This is a genomic window from Leptospira inadai serovar Lyme str. 10 (genome assembly GCF_000243675.2).
In the GTDB taxonomy this organism is placed as follows: Bacteria; Spirochaetota; Leptospiria; order Leptospirales; family Leptospiraceae; genus Leptospira_B; species Leptospira_B inadai.
The window spans coordinates 149,919-167,207 of the sequence record NZ_AHMM02000025.1 but is presented as its reverse complement, the minus strand read 5'-3'; the positions used below and the strand labels follow the sequence as shown (position 1 = coordinate 167,207).

Sequence of the window (17,289 nt, the reverse complement as noted above, 5' to 3'; positions counted from 1 at the left end):
AATTTCCTAAAGTGCAAGGAGAACTTCCGAAAATGCGTAGTCTCCTGCGTGAGTTATGCTGATTCGAATACAGGAAGATTTTATTTTTTCCATATAATCGGAAAGAATCCCGTAGAACCGAAAATAGGGGCGACCGTAGTTATCATTGCGCACTTCGATCTCGATATAATTGGGTCGAAACGCAGGATCTAAATGAAGACGAGGTCCGTCTAACGCTTTGATCAAGGCTTCTTTTGCGGCGTATCTGCCCGCGTAGTATGTCGCACGTTGCGGAGCCGGTTTCGCATCCGCTTTTGCTCTTTCCCAATGGGTAAAAGTTTCTTTAAAGAAAACGGTGCCCGGTTCCTTCAGGGCTTCCCTAAATTCCGGAATGAAAACCAGATCGACTCCTACCGAAATACCGGGAGAGATAGGCTGACATATTTCGGAAATTTCCCTATCCAATTCCGAAGTCATTTTGGCGGTACCGAAGATTTGGCTTTTCTGAAAGAAGAATCCAGTAAAAGCGATACTTCCTCTTCTTCGAAATAGGATTTCGTTTTCCGTTCGTACATCGGCTTTCCGATTCCCATTCGAATTTCATGATATCGATTTCTTCCCGCAATTTCTCGTTCATTTCGAATAGAAAGATAATTCTGTCTTTGCTCGGGACTCAAAGCCGCTAGGAAGAAGTCGGAATGCACTAAGAGACACAATGCGCCTACATGTCCGAAACCTAAAGTAGTTAGTATTCCCGCCTTGAGTTTATGCTTTCCGTAACGAATCGATTCGTCGGTAAAGGTCAAGAAAGGGAATGTGTTCATGTCCGGATCGACCTCTTCCAAGTTTCGATTTCCTGCCACGATACCTTCCTCCAAAGTTTGGAGTACTCCGACGGTTTGCCATGCGGCGGCTCCTCCTTTAGAGTGTCCGGTTAACGATTTTTGTGAAACGATCGGAAGTAAATTTCCCTGTGTCCTACCTAATTTGCTGAGAAGAGAATACAAAAGTTTGTTCTCATTCTTGTCGTTCGCTTTCGTCGAAGTATCATGTTTGTATGCAACTCCGATATCGTCAGCGGTGAGGCCGAAGACCGCCAATGCGGATCGAATGGGGGAGATCCCGTCTCTGCCTGGTTGGAATTTGCCCGATAGTAAAGTTTGAACCTCTTCGAATAGTTCCTGACCGCCTTCGCCAAAGGAAGAGATCATTCTTTCCTTTTCCTGATTCCAGCTTGCTATCGCTTTTTTTCTTTCCTCGACGTTCCAGACTCGGGAGTTGCCTTTAGATTCGGCGCCTAACGAAAGTAAGCCGAGTCCGGGAGCAGGGATGGAGGCTTGAATTCCGTCCGTTTTAGAACCGGCATACGCAAGTATTCCATAAACCGGGAGACCGGCTTGCAATGCTAAATCGCCTCGCGCTAAGAGGACGACTCCGCCTCCGTGAGCTTCCACGAATCCGTTTCGGCGAATATCATTCGGTCTGCATATTCCGGAGGCCGCTATGCCCGAGGCTTCCATCTCGACGCTATCTGCTGTAGCTTGCATGTCTCCGAATCCGATCAGACCTTCTTCGGAGAAGTCGTCAAAAGCACCTGCCAACATGAATCTCGCTTTTCCGTCGCGAATGATGTTCATTGCCATTTCCAGGGAAACTCCGGCAGTGGCGCATGCCGCAACCGGAGTTTGAACCGGACCATACGCGCCTACGTATGAAGTTAAGGCCCATGCGGCCGTAACGTTTATTAAGGATTCTTGAAGTGCATCGTGCTGCCTTTCTTGTCCTAAAAGAAAATCTTGAAACATACGCTTCATCTTGCTCATGCCGCCCATTCCGGAACCCACGGTCGAGCCGACTAAGCCTGGATGAAGATACGCATAAAGTTCCAGAGGTTCCATACCCGAGCGCAAGAAGGCCTCGCAAGTACAGTATAGATTGTATAAAGTGATCTCATCGACCTGTTTCGTTAAGTCTTTCGGTAATCCGTATCTGATCGGATCCCATCCTTTTGGAATCTGGCCGGCAACCTTGCGATTTACTCCCAAGGCTTTTTTCACTTTGATTAGGCTCCCTTTTTTCCTTTTGATGAACCATTTGTCTTTTTCGGAATCAAAATATACTTCGGTGGAGTCGGGCTCGGCTCGGTGAAAATCTTCCGCTTCCGAACCGTTGGAAACGGGAAGGAAAAAATCCTCCTGCAAAACGACGTCTACGAAGGAAATAAGGGAATTCGGGTCGAATCCGCGAGAAGAAGCATCGATGAATCGAATACCGGTATTTTCTAATATTGTTTTTTCGTATCTACTCTTTGCTTCCCACTCTTGGATCGCTTCTCCGGTTTGGGCATCCGTCCAGGATCTTCCTTTATCGGAAGCTTGGTATTTTACCAGTCCCATCGTCCACGCGAGTTCTAATGCTCCTTCCAGAGATAGTATCCCGCTTTTTTCCAACTCCCAGCGACTGACCGAATTTCCTCCGGGTCCTATTTCCGCGAATCCGACTACACAGATTAGATTTGCCGGGTCTAAATGAGTCAGATCTCCATAAGACTTCAATTCGAGATCCGTCGGCACCGATGGAAAAGAAAAAACTTCCTTGGGTAACGGGTGAATTCGTTTTGTTTCGTTTTTTTGCGGAAGTATTTGTGAGAATAACTGGCTAGACTCTCGTTTATTCTTGGCGTCTAATATGATATTGGATCTTATTTTCGCCAGTGTCGCGCCTAGATTCGGTTGGGACTCAAGGCCTCCAGTAAAATAGGCTTTAAGAATATCTATTTTACCATTATTGAACGTATAATAAGCCAATCCCGAAATAAGAGTGCCCATTTCCCGTTTGGAGAAAGTGAAAACGTCCGTTTCCCTTTCCAAGGCTTCCGCGACCAGATCGTTGGCTTCCATTAAACCCGTGCCTCTGACCCAACCTATCACGCATCCGATGATTCGAGTGTTCTTACCCCAGTCTTCCGATTCCGAAAATTTCTTTCTAAAGAGGGCTTCCAGACCTAGTTTCGTTTCGGCATACAATCCGTCCTTTCCGAAGATTCCATGATTCGGAGACAAAGGAAGAATCACGTTTAAAGGAGAAGCGTCGGAACCTAACGAGCGACGAGAACGTCCTAATACGCCGATCAATTTTTCGACTCCTAATAACATGACTTGCAAGGAAACTAGGGAAGAAGAATCCAATTGCGAAGCCGCATTTTCCTCGCCGATAGCGCCGAAGGGTAGAAGCAAATCCGGTTCCCAATTTTTTGCCGTAAGCCATTCCGATAAGAAGCGAATGTCATCCAAGGAACCTTGCGAAAACGGTACGATTTGCAGAGAAGCGCCGGGAGAACCGTACTCTTGAAAGATCCGTTTATACAGGCTGACCTTTTGCGGCGAGTAGGAAGTAGTCGTAAGAACAACGTCCGCTCCTCCTGCCAACAATCCCTGGACGGTTTCGAGAGCGATTGAATTAGGACCGGCCCCCGTTACTAAGACTTTCCTTCCGGTAAAGCTGATTCCTTCCGAAACGACAGAACTTAAAACCTCTTCGAAAGAATTCGTGAAAGACGTATTTAAATCGAAGTTGTTTCCGAAATCGGGACTCGTTTTTAACGAGATTTTGGATTTTAAGAATTCTTTAATGTTTACCTGTTGTTCTTCCTCCGAGTAATTCCATCCGCCGTCGTCGGCGATTTCCAAACGAGGTCGAAGAATCGTGGATTCTACTTTAAAGATCGGTAAAGAAGGCGATGTTTTGCCTTTTTCCTGCAAGGATCGTTCGAGGGAATTTCTTACTTCCTTCGTTTGAATTTTAGAAAATTCCTCCGACTGACTCCAATATTCATACACTTCGGAAAGTAAAGTCGATCGATGATTGGAAAGATAGGTCTCCTCTTTCAACGTTATATGAGTTCGTCTTCCGTCGGCGATTTCGGTTAACAGTTGGAGAAGTTTTTTCTTGGCCCATTGATTTGAGTTTCGGAAAGCGACGATCTTTTTTTCGTCGAAAATCGAAGGTATCTCGCTTTGCACGGAATTCCGTTCTCTTGCATTCTTAAGAAGATCTAAATCGCGTATTAAGTACTGCGCGAACGGATCTTCGCCTAAAAGCCTGCTTCTAAGATCTCGGATATTCTTGCCGAATACGCCTTCGGCGCCGAAATATTTTCGCTCCAATTCTTCCAGAGCTGCCGCATCGATTTTAGCGGCCCCATGGCCTCTTTTTGCGGAAGAAGCTTTATGGATTCTGATTCCCTTGCTCTGAGCGAAAATGTCGACGGCTTTGTCCAACCATCGAGCGGCTTCTTTTGCGCTACCGATGCGGGATGGTATCGCTATAGAACTTAAAGGACCTTTGCGAATCGATTCCCCGTCCCTAACGAATAAAGGTAAGAAGACGCTAATTGCGAATATTCCGGATTCTGAAAGTCCTCTTTCTTCCTTCAAATGACGGAAGACTTCGGTCCTTCCGAAGTCGGGAGGAAAATGCTTTTTGAGGGTCTCTTCGAATGCGGTTCGCAAATACGGACCCGGCTGAGTGTATTGGGACTGTTCGCTTAACAGACGATTTAGTTCCCGAATCGGTTTTTCATGCCCTCCGTCCAAACTAGGCGTCCTAAATTCCGCGCCTAAATCGGCCATGACTTGATTTCTCTTCGACGAGTTACCGCCAAATAGCGAATCGACGGTTTCTTCTTCCGAAATCTCGTCGGGTCGAACCCCGGCCTTTAGGGAGAGCAACGATAATAAGGCGTCTTTTCTATCCAAACTCACGGAAGCCTCGTCGCCACCCGCTGAATCCATTTCTTGTGAAGGCTGATCCGCCTCGGACTCGACGACGCTCGCCACTACATGTCGGGGCTTATCCGATGTCGGCGATGCAGTCTCCATCTTCGACTGAATAGGTTGCTGGACTGGACTCCAGATTGCCTGCGAGACATCCTCGGATTCATAAAAGACCGAATTTCTATTTTCTTCCACATGCAGGATTTCGTAGGTAGAATGATCCGACACTTCTCGGATCGTCTGACGCGCCATCCCTGCGAGATCGCCACGAGCTCCCAAGTCTATCAATCGTCGCACTTTTAATTGGTCGAATAATACGTCCTGCGTTTTGATCCACTGAACCGGCATTGCAAATTGATAAGCAAGTAATTCGATCAAAAGCAGGCGACGAAGTTCCGAATCGGATATTGCCTTGCCTGAGTTTATTAAGATTTCGGAAAGTATCGGGCTGCCGGACGTTTCCGAAACGAGTCTGAGAAACTCTTTCTGAATGGAGAACGGTTTTGCGACTAAGTTCGGTATGTACGTTCCGTCCAATTCGGAGAAGTCCGAGCTGGAAGGAACGTTCGACTCTAACGTGTGCCTGAATTCGGCGACGCCGGAAACTAAAACTCTGGAATGAAACGGGACGTCGATTCCTTCCAATCGAATCGTCGTCTTTTTGCCCCTTACGATTTCCTTAAATTTTGCCTCCATTTCGGATAAGGCCTTTAGATCTCCGGTGACAGAATATTGCTTATCTCGAATATTCAAATTTACTACTTCAAGATGCAGCCCCGTGCTTAGGCGAATCTGCTCGACCACCTCGAGGATCCTTTCCTCCGTTAATCCGACATGGCGATTTCCGAGAACTACGCTCATTCCGTAAGGACTTCTACCTTCCGAATCGCGAGGAACCAGCTCCTGCATGGTAAGTCCACGGCCATAAACGATTCGTATAACGTTCTCTAATCCGAGAAATCCTCTCGCCGAAAGGGAGGAGAATTCTCCCAGGGAATGTCCGGCAAACGGCGCGCTCGGTACTAGATATCCTCTACCTTTAAGGATCTCCCAATCCGCCATGGATTTGGTAACTAACGCTACTTGGGTAAATTGAGTAAGATGCAAAACACCCTTTGGATGCGTCCAGGTTTTACCTCCGACTCGTAACGAAATCGGGTTATCTCTTACGATTTCCAGCAGGGAAAACCCTAATTCGTCGGTTACCGTTTTCTCCGCCCGCTCCCAGATTTTTCGCGCTTCGGAAAATTCCTCCATAAGCTTGAGGCCCATTCCCTGTGATTGGGAACCTTGGCCCGTAAAAACGTAACCGGTCTTTGGCGGAGCGATCGTTGCTCTTGCGGACAGTTTACTTTCTCCATTACGATTCTCGACTTTTATTTCAAGAATCATATTTCCGTTAAGTTGGGAGATATGAAAGGCCTCGACGCGCAATTCTTCTTGAAGGTACACGGGAGCTTCGAAGGATTCATCCAGAGAGAGTAATCTAGCGGGATCTCCTCCGCATACGTCCCGAGTTAATAATTTCAATACTTGCGAGGATGTCCATAGCCCGTGAACGATCCGTCGATCCCACCCACCGATTCGAGCAAAGTCGTTATCGGTATGAATCGGATTCGTGTCTCCGGATGCAGCCGAATAGTCGCCCATATCCGAAGGCGCTATGACTATATCCGAGAGGATTCGATACGATTTCAGCAATGGAACTTCCGACTCGGCTTCCGCAAAAGATAAAAAGAATCGATCCAAAGACGAGGTCTGATCGGAAGTAAGCCGTTCGTCCAATTTGAAGGTTCCCCACGGTTCAAAACCCGTCGAGGTTCGCTTCTCGATCTTTCCTTCGACAAAGTAAGTCGTCGTCCGAAAATCCGTTTCCATTCTAAGCTTTTCTTCGCTTGAAAATCGCAAAATGGAGCCCATTTCGAGTTCTTTAGAAAATTGTAATTTAGTAATCCATGGTAGGGATAGAACCACATTTCCCTGCGCGATCGATTTGATTTCGACGGTTTTTCGGATCGGTAAAGAGTCGAAATAGGGGATGGATCCGAACGATCCGCGAATCAGGAATCCGGTTTCGAACGAACAGATAAATTGCTCTTCTCGATAAACGGTTCCGGTGACGAGCAGTTCCGTTCCGACGGGAGATTTACTTGCTTTTGCTAAACGAACTGAGGAGCGGATTCGGTCCCCCGGTTTTAATTCGCCGGCGATTCTGCCCCATTTGAAGGATTGGGAAAGATGCAGAAGTTTAAAAAGGTTAACGTCCTTAAATGCAAATAAAGGAGCCATTAGAATCTTCCAAGCGAATGTTACGCCCATTCCTAAGGAAGGTACCGGCTCCGCGCGAAGATCGATTCTTCGCAATTCGCCTGTCGCTTTTCTGAAATTCAGAATGCTATTGCGATCGAGGACGGTTTCGGAATTTAATTCGGGAAAGTCGGAGGTATTCTTAAGAATAGAGTGATCGATTTTCCACGACTTGGAATAGAAATCCAATATCGATTTATTTCGAAATTCCATGTCCTCGTTAATAAAGGATTCCCGGTCGGCGGAAAGATAGAAACGTCTCTTAAACGGAATTGATAAGTTATCGCCCGGGCGTGAGAAGAATATTTCTAGTTGGGCTGAAATCGGATCTATCAACCGCAATTCTATTTTAAGATTTTCGCCTTCATAAACCCTAAGTAAAATCAATTCTTTGGAGGGACTGATTTCCCAAGAATATGTCCTTGCGGCTTTTGCTTCGAAAAAGAGAGGCAGATCCGTCATTTCCCTTCCTAGTCTAGGCGAGCTTAACACTCCGGAGAGAAATCCTTTACCAAGCCTAGCAAGCCATCGTATCCAATCTCGAGAGTTAACATCGAATTCTTGAGGAATTCTTAAACTTCCGCCGAGACCGGAATCCGAATCGTTAAATTCTAGATTTCTCGGAGTAAAATCATTATTGTCGAATAAATCGGACCAATCGATTTTTCTAGTTTTACTTTCAGGTTGAATTCCGTTTATAAAATCGGAAAATATGGAAGCCACAGGTTGATTCGATATTCGGATTCCTGAAACTGCTTTGGGTCCCGGTATCCACGCGCATGCGTCGGGATCCATTCCTATACAATGGGAATACCAGAGAGAGTCGGAGCGAATCCATTTTACGAGATCCTCATCCAAAACAGGGATGAAGTTAACCGGCTTACCCGGGCGCTTACAGACATCTAGAAAGAAAATTCGGTCCTCGGGTAGGAGAAGCTTTTTGCTTCCGTTCGGATATATAACTTTCCATTTATTTAATATATCTTCCGGCTTTTTCAGCTCTTCAGAATTAGTTAATATGGAATAATGGACTTTTTCGTCGAAGGTCAGAATTCTCTCTTCGAAACGATGGAGTATTTCCTCCAATCTTGATCTAAAGCTGCGATCTATAAAAGGGTGATCCGGCCACTCACCTTCGGGAGAAACGAGTCTTTCCCCGGGACATGTAAGTTCGATATACCTACTCAGTACGTCGGTATACGTCATTTTTTCCAGATCACCGAAATACGGTTTTGCGGTGGAGTCGATGAGTGAAATAAGTTCTTCTTTGCGGCTAAGAACGTTCTGTCTGGCTTCTTCGGGTTCTTTGCCCTTCGTCAACTCTTCAGCCAACGCGGATACTTTTGTCCAGGTATTATGCGCGTAATAGATATCGGCGCCCAATCCGGATCTTCCCGATAACACGCCTCCTGCGATTTTTCCGTCTTTCGTGGTTTGCCATTCGATAGAGCCCGATAGGTCCACTAATGATTGTTTGATTTTATCCGAAGTCGCGCATTCCTTTGCGGACATTAACCTTGTTCCAAGAAATACCGCATCGACGGGCATGATTCGTTGTTTTGCCCAAGTTCCGAATAACCAGCGTCTCGCGTCTTCCGGTTCGGCTATTCCGCCTCCGACGGAGAGAATCAAATTTTGAGTGTTCCGTATTTCCGCATACATGGAACCGACCAGTTCTTCCAAATCCTCCCAACTATGGTGACCACCGGCGGCGCCGCCTTCTATCTGCATTAAAATCGTCGATTCGGGAATTTTTTTTGCGATGGAAATGACTTGTTGTATCTGGGTTTTAGTTCCCGGTTTGAAGGAATTCAGCCAAATTCCATGGGATTCAAAATCCTTAATAATTCGAATCGCCTCATCAGTATCGGGAATCCCTGCCGAGATTGTGACTCCTTCGATGGGAGCTCCCTCGGATTTTAATTTCTTTACTAACGGAACTTGCAGGTTCCAAAGATACGCGTCCAGATAGAGAAGATTGATGACGATTTTCTTTCCGGCCGGTAATTCGTTCCGAAACCTCTCCATTCTGCTCCGAAAAATTTCTTCGGTGACTTGGCCGCCCCCGGCCCATTCCACCAGGTATCCTTCCTTCGCAGCGGCGATTACGATGTCCGGTTCTACCGTAGAAGGAGTCATACCTCCGCCGAATACGGGAGGATGTTCCGCCCATACGGAATATGCGTTACGTAGAAATTCTTTTCCTTCGGGTAACCTTACGATTTCCGGGGCAAATTCTTCCCAAGATTTAGGAAAACTTAATGAACTCGATTTTTGAAAGGAACGAAACGATTCGTCTCTCTCTAAATTCTCTATCAGGAAGGATTTACCCCGGAAATTCGAAGCACAAATCTTATCGATTCCCGTGCCCGGACCGAAGGAAAGAAGAAGAACCTTCTCCTTGCCGGATTGAAACTCTTTCGTACAAGCCTTCCAATCCAAAGGGTCGGCAACCACCATTCTGGCCAGAGATAAGGCTATACCGGTCTCTTCTTTTAGATTTTTTCCGTCTCGAGTATCGTATAAAGGGATCTCTAAATCTTCCGGCTTCGGATCGAATCCGATCCGTTTTAAATCCTCTTCCAGGAGAACAGGAACTCTTCGCAATAGCTGGCAGTGAAAGGGCGCCGAAATATTCAGGAATATCCAAGAATCTAAATCGGGAAAACTAGAGTGGGATAGAATCTCCCGAAATTCCAATAACGATTCCGCAGACCCGCATAAGACGACTGAACGCTCCGAATTTTGAAGACCCAGATAGACCGTATCCTCGGCAGTCCTTTCAGAATTAAATTTTTCTAAAATAGGAACAAGATGATTTACTTCGGCCTGGAGGGCCGCCATCGGCGACGGATGTTCGCCTGATTTAATGAATCTTTTATAGGAAGCGTCGACTTCCAGGAGCGGAAATTCTTCCTGCGAACGTATCGCTAAGTGTAGTATGGCTCTGAGTATAAGAGAAAGGTTCTTAAGGAACGACTCCCTATTTTTGGAAACGGAAAGCAGAAGCCCTGCATAAACTCCCTGTGAATGACCGCAAATTCCGGAAACATTCGATCTGAATAGCTCCCAGTGTCCTTCCTCTTTTAGAAATCGGAATAAACCTGCGGCTTGGGTGATGAATATTAAGGGTACGCTATAGGAGCAAAGAGATAATTGGGACGAAGTCGGAGTGAGTTCCGGCTGCTTTAACCAATCGGATAAATGAAATCCGTGGGGAAGGCAGGCATTGGCCCTATCCTTGGTTAAGGCGGCGAACTCCTCCTCTAATGTTATAAAAACGGCATCGAAAAAATCCTTATGGAAATTTCCTTCCTCGTAAAACGATCGAAGTTCGGGTAATGCATCCGAACCTTGTCCGCCGAAGATCGAAAATACTTTAGATTTATTTAAAGATAGAAATTTGAAGATCGATAGCGGTTCTTCGATAAAGGCATGCGTACTAGTATAATTCGCTTTCATTTTAACATCCATGGATGCTGAATTCGTTTTAAAATTCAACCATCCAAGTTTAGTGGTCTTTCGTTAGAGCGAATTTCAAGAAAAAAATGAATTTCTGTCGTTAAAAATTAAATACGAAGAATTGAACACCGTTCTCGGCGATTTAGCGACTGCTACAACTCAATGTTTTTCTTAATTTCTAATTTGTTTGTACACAATTTAAGCTAGCGAACGATAGTTAGTTAACATAGGTTAGTTAACTATCGTTCGTTAAATTAAAAAATAGAAATAAATAAACCGTAATATAATCTCCTTTTCGCTGTCTATATGAGTGCGAATTGAGCGAATATTCATATTTCGGAAGAATTACGAAATTATAAAATAATTGTTTTCTTTCGTTTGGAGAGAGGTGTCATGATTCCGTTCTTCTTTTGCTTTTGCAGAATTCAGAAGACAGAGGCCAGAGGACTGAAGACAGAAGCTACTCGAGGTTGGAAGTGTTACAGAGAAGAGGAAAAAATCCACTGATAAGGTAAGAATCTTTCTCTAGAACACGGAAATTCTGCTCGCCAATGTTCTGTCTTCCGTGCTCACTCTTCCTTCTTCTGGTGGGGTTAATGACGGGTCGGGCCGGAGGATTTATTTGCGGATCGAGAGTTCGAAGGTTTCTTGAATCAAGCCGGTAGGAAGCATTAAGACTTTTCCGACTTTTAAAGGAACTTTCGGAATCATGAAACCGATTCCGGCGAAGGTCGGTAATAATAATCGACTTACCGTCATGACTCCAAAAACGTCAAAGCCCGTCGTTGCGATTACCTTAACTCCTTTAAAACCGTCTTTGTGAATCCGTCGGATTAGCCATAAGCCCGACGTTTGGGTCTCCATGGTAATATCGGTGATCACAGCGGAGAGTTTGTCCTTATTCTTCGTATAATATTCCCATCCTTGCGCCGCGTCGACTGCGCGAAGAACGTCGCAGTTCAGATTTTCCAGATATGTCTTTAGATTATCGGCGTATCGATCGTTATCGTCGACTACAAGTATTAAAGGCTTCAAGGCAAAATTCCCGCCCCTGCAAATTGGTTATCGGTAAGTTTACGATAAATTCCGTTTTGATCCATGAGCGAAACGTGATTTCCCTCTTCGACGATGCGCCCATTGTCCATGACTATGATTCTGGGTATGTCCTTGATCGTAGATAAACGATGAGCGATTACGAATGTGGTTCGATTCGCGAATAACCGACGGAGTGCGTCGCTTACCAAACGTTCCGACTCCACGTCTAGCGCTGAAGTCGCTTCGTCTAAAATCATAATTTCAGGATTTCGTAATAAGGCTCTCGCTATTACGAGACGTTGGCGTTGTCCTCCCGATAAGTTTAAACCTCTGACGCCTAGAATGCTGTCGTATCCTCGATCCATTTTTTTGATAAAATCGTGGGCGTGAGCCAATCGAGCGGCTCGAATCACGTCTTTGCGATTCGCTCCGGGTCTTCCATAGGAAATATTATCCATCACGGTTCCGTGAAAAAGAAAGATGTCTTGGGTTACGATTCCGATTTTTTTACGTAAATCGGATAAGGAAAGATCTTTGATATTGCAGCCGTCGAATTCTATAAAGCCGGAGCTAGGATCGAAAAATCTAGGAATCAAGTCCATTAAGGTGGACTTTCCGCAGCCGCTGGCTCCTACGATTGCGATCGTTTCCCCGACCTTAACATTCAAATTAATGTCCTTTAAAACTTCGGTACTCGTTCCCGGATACGCGAAGGTTACATTTTTAAACCGAATGGAATCCCGTAATGTAAACGAATCCACTTTCGCGATTTCGCTATGGTCTTCCGTTTCTAAATCGACGATTTCGAAGATGCGGCGTCCTGCCGAAATGGATTGCGATACTTTTCCAACCATTTGAGAAAGCTGAGTCAGGGGTCTGAGTAGGAACAGCAACGTTAAAAGGAAGGCCATAAAGTCGCCGGTAGAAAAGCGCGACGCTCCTGTTCCCGAAAAGATGAACTTAGCTCCTAATGCAAAGAAGCCGAGGACGACTAACGAAGAGGTAAGTTCGACTAGATTAGGAGCGACTTGAAGATAATATTGTCCTTTAAAATTACGTCTGTAAACGTTTTGATTTATTTTTTTGAACTTTTCCTTCTCGAATTCTTCCGTATGAAAAATGCGAATCACTTTAATTCCGGAAATCATTTCCTGCAAATTGGCGTTCAGGTCCGCCATTTTCTCTTGAAGCCTTTCCGTCGACTTAGTGATTTTTTTTGTGAATAAGGTGACGGGAAGAATGATTACCGGGACTGCGGCGCACGCGATCAATAAAAGTTCCGTATTAAGATACAATAGAACGATCAAATGCGTGACTACATAAAAGAAATTGATAGTAGCATCCCGAAAATTCGACGAGATGACCGCGGCAATGACTTCGACATCGTTGATGATTCGACTCATTAAGAGCCCGGTTTTTTCCTTAAAGAAAAACGTTAAGGGAAGGATTTGATTCTTTTCGAAAAGTTCTTGGCGAAGATCTCGGACGGCCCTATAACCCGCCGTCGCCAGACAAAAGACGGAAGCAAGATAGGAGATCAATTTCAAACCGTAGACCGGAAGTATGAGCAAGCATACCGCCCAAACGACTTCCTTAGGCTCCATATACTTGGTTCTGCCGTTCGACCACTGCTTCGCGTCGATTAGAATTTTCTTAACTCGCTCCACGGCATCTAAACTATCGTAACCCTGGTAACGTTCCTTTAAAAGGATATCCTGCTCCGGTTTGGTCAGCTCGAATTGAAAACGGATATTGGGGTCCGCTCCCATCGTATCGAAAAGCGGTATGACTGCAGTCAGGGAGACGGCGTTTAGGATAGCCGTGATTAGGGCAAAAAGAATGCCCAGCGTAAATCGATACTTATAACGTACCGAATAGGCCATTAAACGGAAAAATATTTTCATCGACTTAGGTTTCGGCGACGATCCTGGAGAAATTTCTAACGATATCCAATCCGTTCTGTGTCATGATCGATTCCGGGTGAAATTGTACTCCGAAAAGATTCGCTTTCGTTTTATGCCGAACTCCCATGATCACCCCGTCCTGAGTCTTCGAAGCGATTTCTAATTCCTTGGGAAGACTTTCCGGTTGGATCACTAAGGAATGATATCGAGTCGCTAAAAACGGAGAAGGAATTCCGTTATAAATATCCAAACCGTCGTGCTCGATTAGGCTGACTTTACCGTGCATAATACTAGGAGCATTGACGATTTTACCCCCGCAGACTAGTCCGATCGCCTGGTGGCCCAGACACACGCCTAATATCGGAAGCGTTCCGCTCAATTCTTTTAGGATATCCAAGCACACTCGGGAATCTTCGGGCCGTCCGGGACCCGGGCTTAGTACGATTCCTTTCGGATTCAGTTCCGAAATGCGGTTTAAATCTATTTTATCGTTTCGAAAGACTTCGACCTGATTTCCAATTTGGCAAAAATACTGGTACAAATTATAGGTGAAGGAGTCGTAGTTATCGATGAGTACTATCATCTATTCCATTCTCCTTTGAGTCCGTTACGTGCAAAATCGACCGCGCGTAAAAGGGCCGCCATTTTATTCTTTGTTTCTTCCAGCTCGCCTTCGGGAGAAGAATCATAAACCACTCCTCCCCCGGCTTGAATGAAAGCTTTTTCTCCGTAAAACGAAATGGTTCGAATGACGATTGCCATATCCGTGTCGCCCGCATAGGAGACGTATCCTAATGCTCCCGAATAAATGCCACGCCGAGTCCTCTCCAGTTCATCGATGATCTCCATGGCGCGAATTTTAGGAGCTCCCGAAACGGTGCCTGCCGGCAGAGTCGCCCGCAAAAGGTCATACACGGTTTTATTCTCGTTCAATACTCCGTAGCATTGACTTACGATATGCATTACATGCGAATATCGCTCGATGATTTTGAAATCTTCCACGCGAACGGATCCCGGTTCGCAAACTCTTCCCAAATCGTTTCTTCCTAAATCGACCAGCATAATGTGCTCGGCGATTTCCTTGGGATCGGAAAGAAGATTCTCTTCCAAGGCCTTGTCCAGCTCCGGAGTAGCGCCGCGGGGGCGGGTTCCGGCAATCGGTCTCAGATACGTTTTCCTATCTTTGCATTTGACCATGATTTCCGGAGAAGATCCCACGATCGAAATATCGTCCAGCTTCAAAAAATACATGTAAGGACTCGGATTCACCGTCCTCAGCCCGCGATATACCTGGAAAGGAGGAACTCCCGGACGAAACTCCAATTTTCTGGACGGGACTACCTGAAAAATATCGCCTGCATAAATGTATTCTTTCGCTTTTTGAACGGCTTTCTTGTAATCTTCGTCGGGAATATTCGGGCGATATTCTAAAGTCTCCCTCGTTTCCGGAGGATGCTTTACCCAACCAGGAACCTCTCCTTCTCGGAGATCTTTTTCGATCGCATCGATTCTTGCGAGAGTGGCTTCGTAACAAGCCTTCGTATCTTCAAAATCGGAAAGTCTGGCATTGACCACGATTCTTAGTAATCGATCCACATGATCCACTACCAAAACTTCGTCGTACAATGCAAAATAGGCGTCGGGCGACGGCTCGTCTTCCGGTTTCGTATCCGGTAAATTTTCATAATAACGAACACAGGAATAGGAGAGAAATCCTACAGCTCCGCCCTGGAAGGAGGGAAGTCGATGATCCGGTACATACACGTCGTCCCCCATGGAATATTCCAAAAGAAACAGGGGATCGTACGTGATGATCTCGGTCTCCGGTTCCTTCCGTTTCGAGATATAAAAAAGGCCGTTCTTTCCGTAAATGAGGCGGTACGGTTCTTTCCCCAAAAAGGAATTGCGACCTACGTTTTCGCCCCCTTCAACGGATTCGAGAAGAAAGGAATGTTTAGCCTCCGTTCCTCCCCATTTTGCAAATAGGGAGACCGGAGTTTCCAGATCCAGAAACACTTGCTTAAAGATCGGAATTAAATTTCCGATCTGAGTTCGTTTCAGAAACTCGTCGTATGTAAGGGAGAATTCCTTCAGAGGTTCGGTCCTTCGATTCCCTTTCCTTCGGACAGGTACCGGGAAATGATCAAACGTTGAATTTGGGAGGTTCCTTCGTAAATCTGGAAAATCTTAGCATCTCGCATCAGTTTTTCCACTGGATATTCCGAATTAAATCCGTATCCGCCTAAAACCTGGACCGCGTCTGTCGTAATTCTCATACAAGAATCCGCGCAGAATACCTTGGCGATAGATGCCTGATAGGTATTCCTAAATCCTTGATCAATCAACCATGCCGCTTGGTAACAAAGAAGTCTCCCGGCTTCGATATCGCGAGCCATCTCTGCGATCATAAATGAAATGGATTGGTTCTCAATAATCGGTTTCCCGAATGCCGCGCGAGTTTTAGCGTATTCCAGAGCATGTTCCATAGCAGCTCTGGCCACACCGACTGCTCCGATTGCGACTCCAGGGCGGGTATGGTCAAAGGCTCCCATGGCGATTTTGAATCCGTCGCCTTCGCCTCCGATCATCTGGCTTTTATGAACCTTCACTTCCTCGAACGTGATTCCGCGGGTGTCGGAACATTTTTGTCCCATATTCAACTCTTTCTTACCGACGATTACCCCGGGAGTTTTCGAACTAACGATAAACCCGGTAATCCCTTTATGCCCCGCCGCAGGATCCGTTTTGGTTAATACGAAAAACCAATCCGCATAACCCGCGTTGGTAATCCACATTTTGGAACCGTTAATAATGTATTCGTCGCCTACTTTTCTTGCCGTGGTTCTAATTCCGGCTACGTCGGAACCCGCGCCGGGTTCGGTCACGGCGTAGGCACAAAGTTGGAATTGCTCGGTCATCGGTTGGACCCATTTTTTGAGAACCTCGTCACTGGCTCCGATTAAAACGGGAGCCAAAGCCAGATTATTCGCTAAAATGGCCGTCGCCATAGCCGAACAACCCCAGAAAAGTTCCTCTCCTATGATTACATCATCCAGCTCTTTCATTCCGGCCCCGTTGTATTGTTCGGGGATATGAATATTCATGAGGCCGATTTCCCAGGCCTTTTTTAAAATTTGTAAGGGGTACTCCCCCGTCTTATCATGATGCTCGGCTTTGGGGCGAATTTCATTTTTAGAAAAGTCGCGGGCTAGATCCCGAAGAGCTCTCTGATCGTCCGACAGTGCAAAATCCATTCTCGATAACCTTATATGGGATGTTCGGGCCTCCGGGAACGGACGGATAAATTGGCTTTTTTCATCCCATCCCGAACGGACCCAATTTGGCCGTTCGCACGAGTCGGCGGAAATTGGAGCAGAATTACGATTAGGCGCCTCGCTAAGCGAGACGGGATAGGCGGAACTTCCCTAAGGAACCCTAAGTTAACAGGTTCTAGCCGGAAGGCTCCGAAGTCAAGAACGTACATTCTGCGGTTTTGAGACGAGATCTTCGTAAACTGGCATTATTTGCCGAAATTCGGGCGATCTAAAAGGGTTTTCGGTTCGGAAATTTATTTCCAGGTCCCGGGATTTTGGAGACAAAATAAATTTCGCGCTAGGACCTTTTTAGGGATTCGTTTCGTTCCACTGGAAAGTTTTTTTTTCGTTTTTTTTTTGCCGATTCGGGCCGGAAAACCGGATATTCAATTTAGCATTTTTTTATATAGGATAGTGAATTTTGATTGTTGTCGTTAGGTTTCATAAGAAATTATCATATCCCATGCCGACTTAGAACGATCTAAATTGGCTAATTAAAAAAGGAAGAACACA

General features: G+C 45.8%; 7 protein-coding genes. All 7 read right to left on the bottom strand.

The features are described 5' to 3' along the window. Positions 1–6: 6 nt before the first annotated feature. On the bottom strand, positions 7–456 hold the full coding sequence (locus LEP1GSC047_RS16535) for a holo-ACP synthase (RefSeq protein WP_010417222.1): 450 nt from the start codon (positions 454–456) through the stop codon (positions 7–9). Then, positions 453–10,523 carry a type I polyketide synthase gene (locus tag LEP1GSC047_RS16530; RefSeq protein ID WP_039935678.1) on the bottom strand — a complete coding sequence of 3,357 codons (10,071 nt, stop codon included), beginning with the start codon at positions 10,521–10,523 and terminating at the stop codon, positions 453–455. The genes LEP1GSC047_RS16535 and LEP1GSC047_RS16530 overlap by 4 nt, the downstream gene beginning before the upstream one ends. Positions 10,524–11,141: 618 nt before the next feature. Then, positions 11,142–11,558: a response regulator gene (locus LEP1GSC047_RS16525; protein WP_010417225.1), complete on the bottom strand. Its 417-nt coding sequence runs from the start codon at positions 11,556–11,558 to the stop codon at positions 11,142–11,144. Then, on the bottom strand, positions 11,555–13,462 hold the full coding sequence (locus LEP1GSC047_RS16520) for an ABC transporter ATP-binding protein (protein WP_020989060.1): 1,908 nt from the start codon (positions 13,460–13,462) through the stop codon (positions 11,555–11,557). The genes LEP1GSC047_RS16525 and LEP1GSC047_RS16520 overlap by 4 nt, the downstream gene beginning before the upstream one ends. A 4-nt stretch (positions 13,463–13,466) precedes the next feature. After that, positions 13,467–14,045, bottom strand: coding sequence for an anthranilate synthase component II (locus LEP1GSC047_RS16515; RefSeq protein WP_010417227.1), 579 nt, complete (start codon positions 14,043–14,045; stop codon positions 13,467–13,469). After that, positions 14,042–15,466, bottom strand: a complete 1,425-nt coding sequence (gene trpE, locus LEP1GSC047_RS16510; RefSeq protein ID WP_039935676.1) for an anthranilate synthase component I — start codon at positions 15,464–15,466, stop codon at positions 14,042–14,044. The genes LEP1GSC047_RS16515 and trpE overlap by 4 nt, the downstream gene beginning before the upstream one ends. An 86-nt stretch (positions 15,467–15,552) precedes the next feature. After that, the gene (locus LEP1GSC047_RS16505; protein ID WP_010417232.1) at positions 15,553–16,716 is read right to left on the bottom strand and encodes an acyl-CoA dehydrogenase family protein; all 1,164 of its coding nucleotides are present in this window, start codon (positions 16,714–16,716) and stop codon (positions 15,553–15,555) included. Between the last annotated feature and the right edge of the window lie 573 nt (positions 16,717–17,289).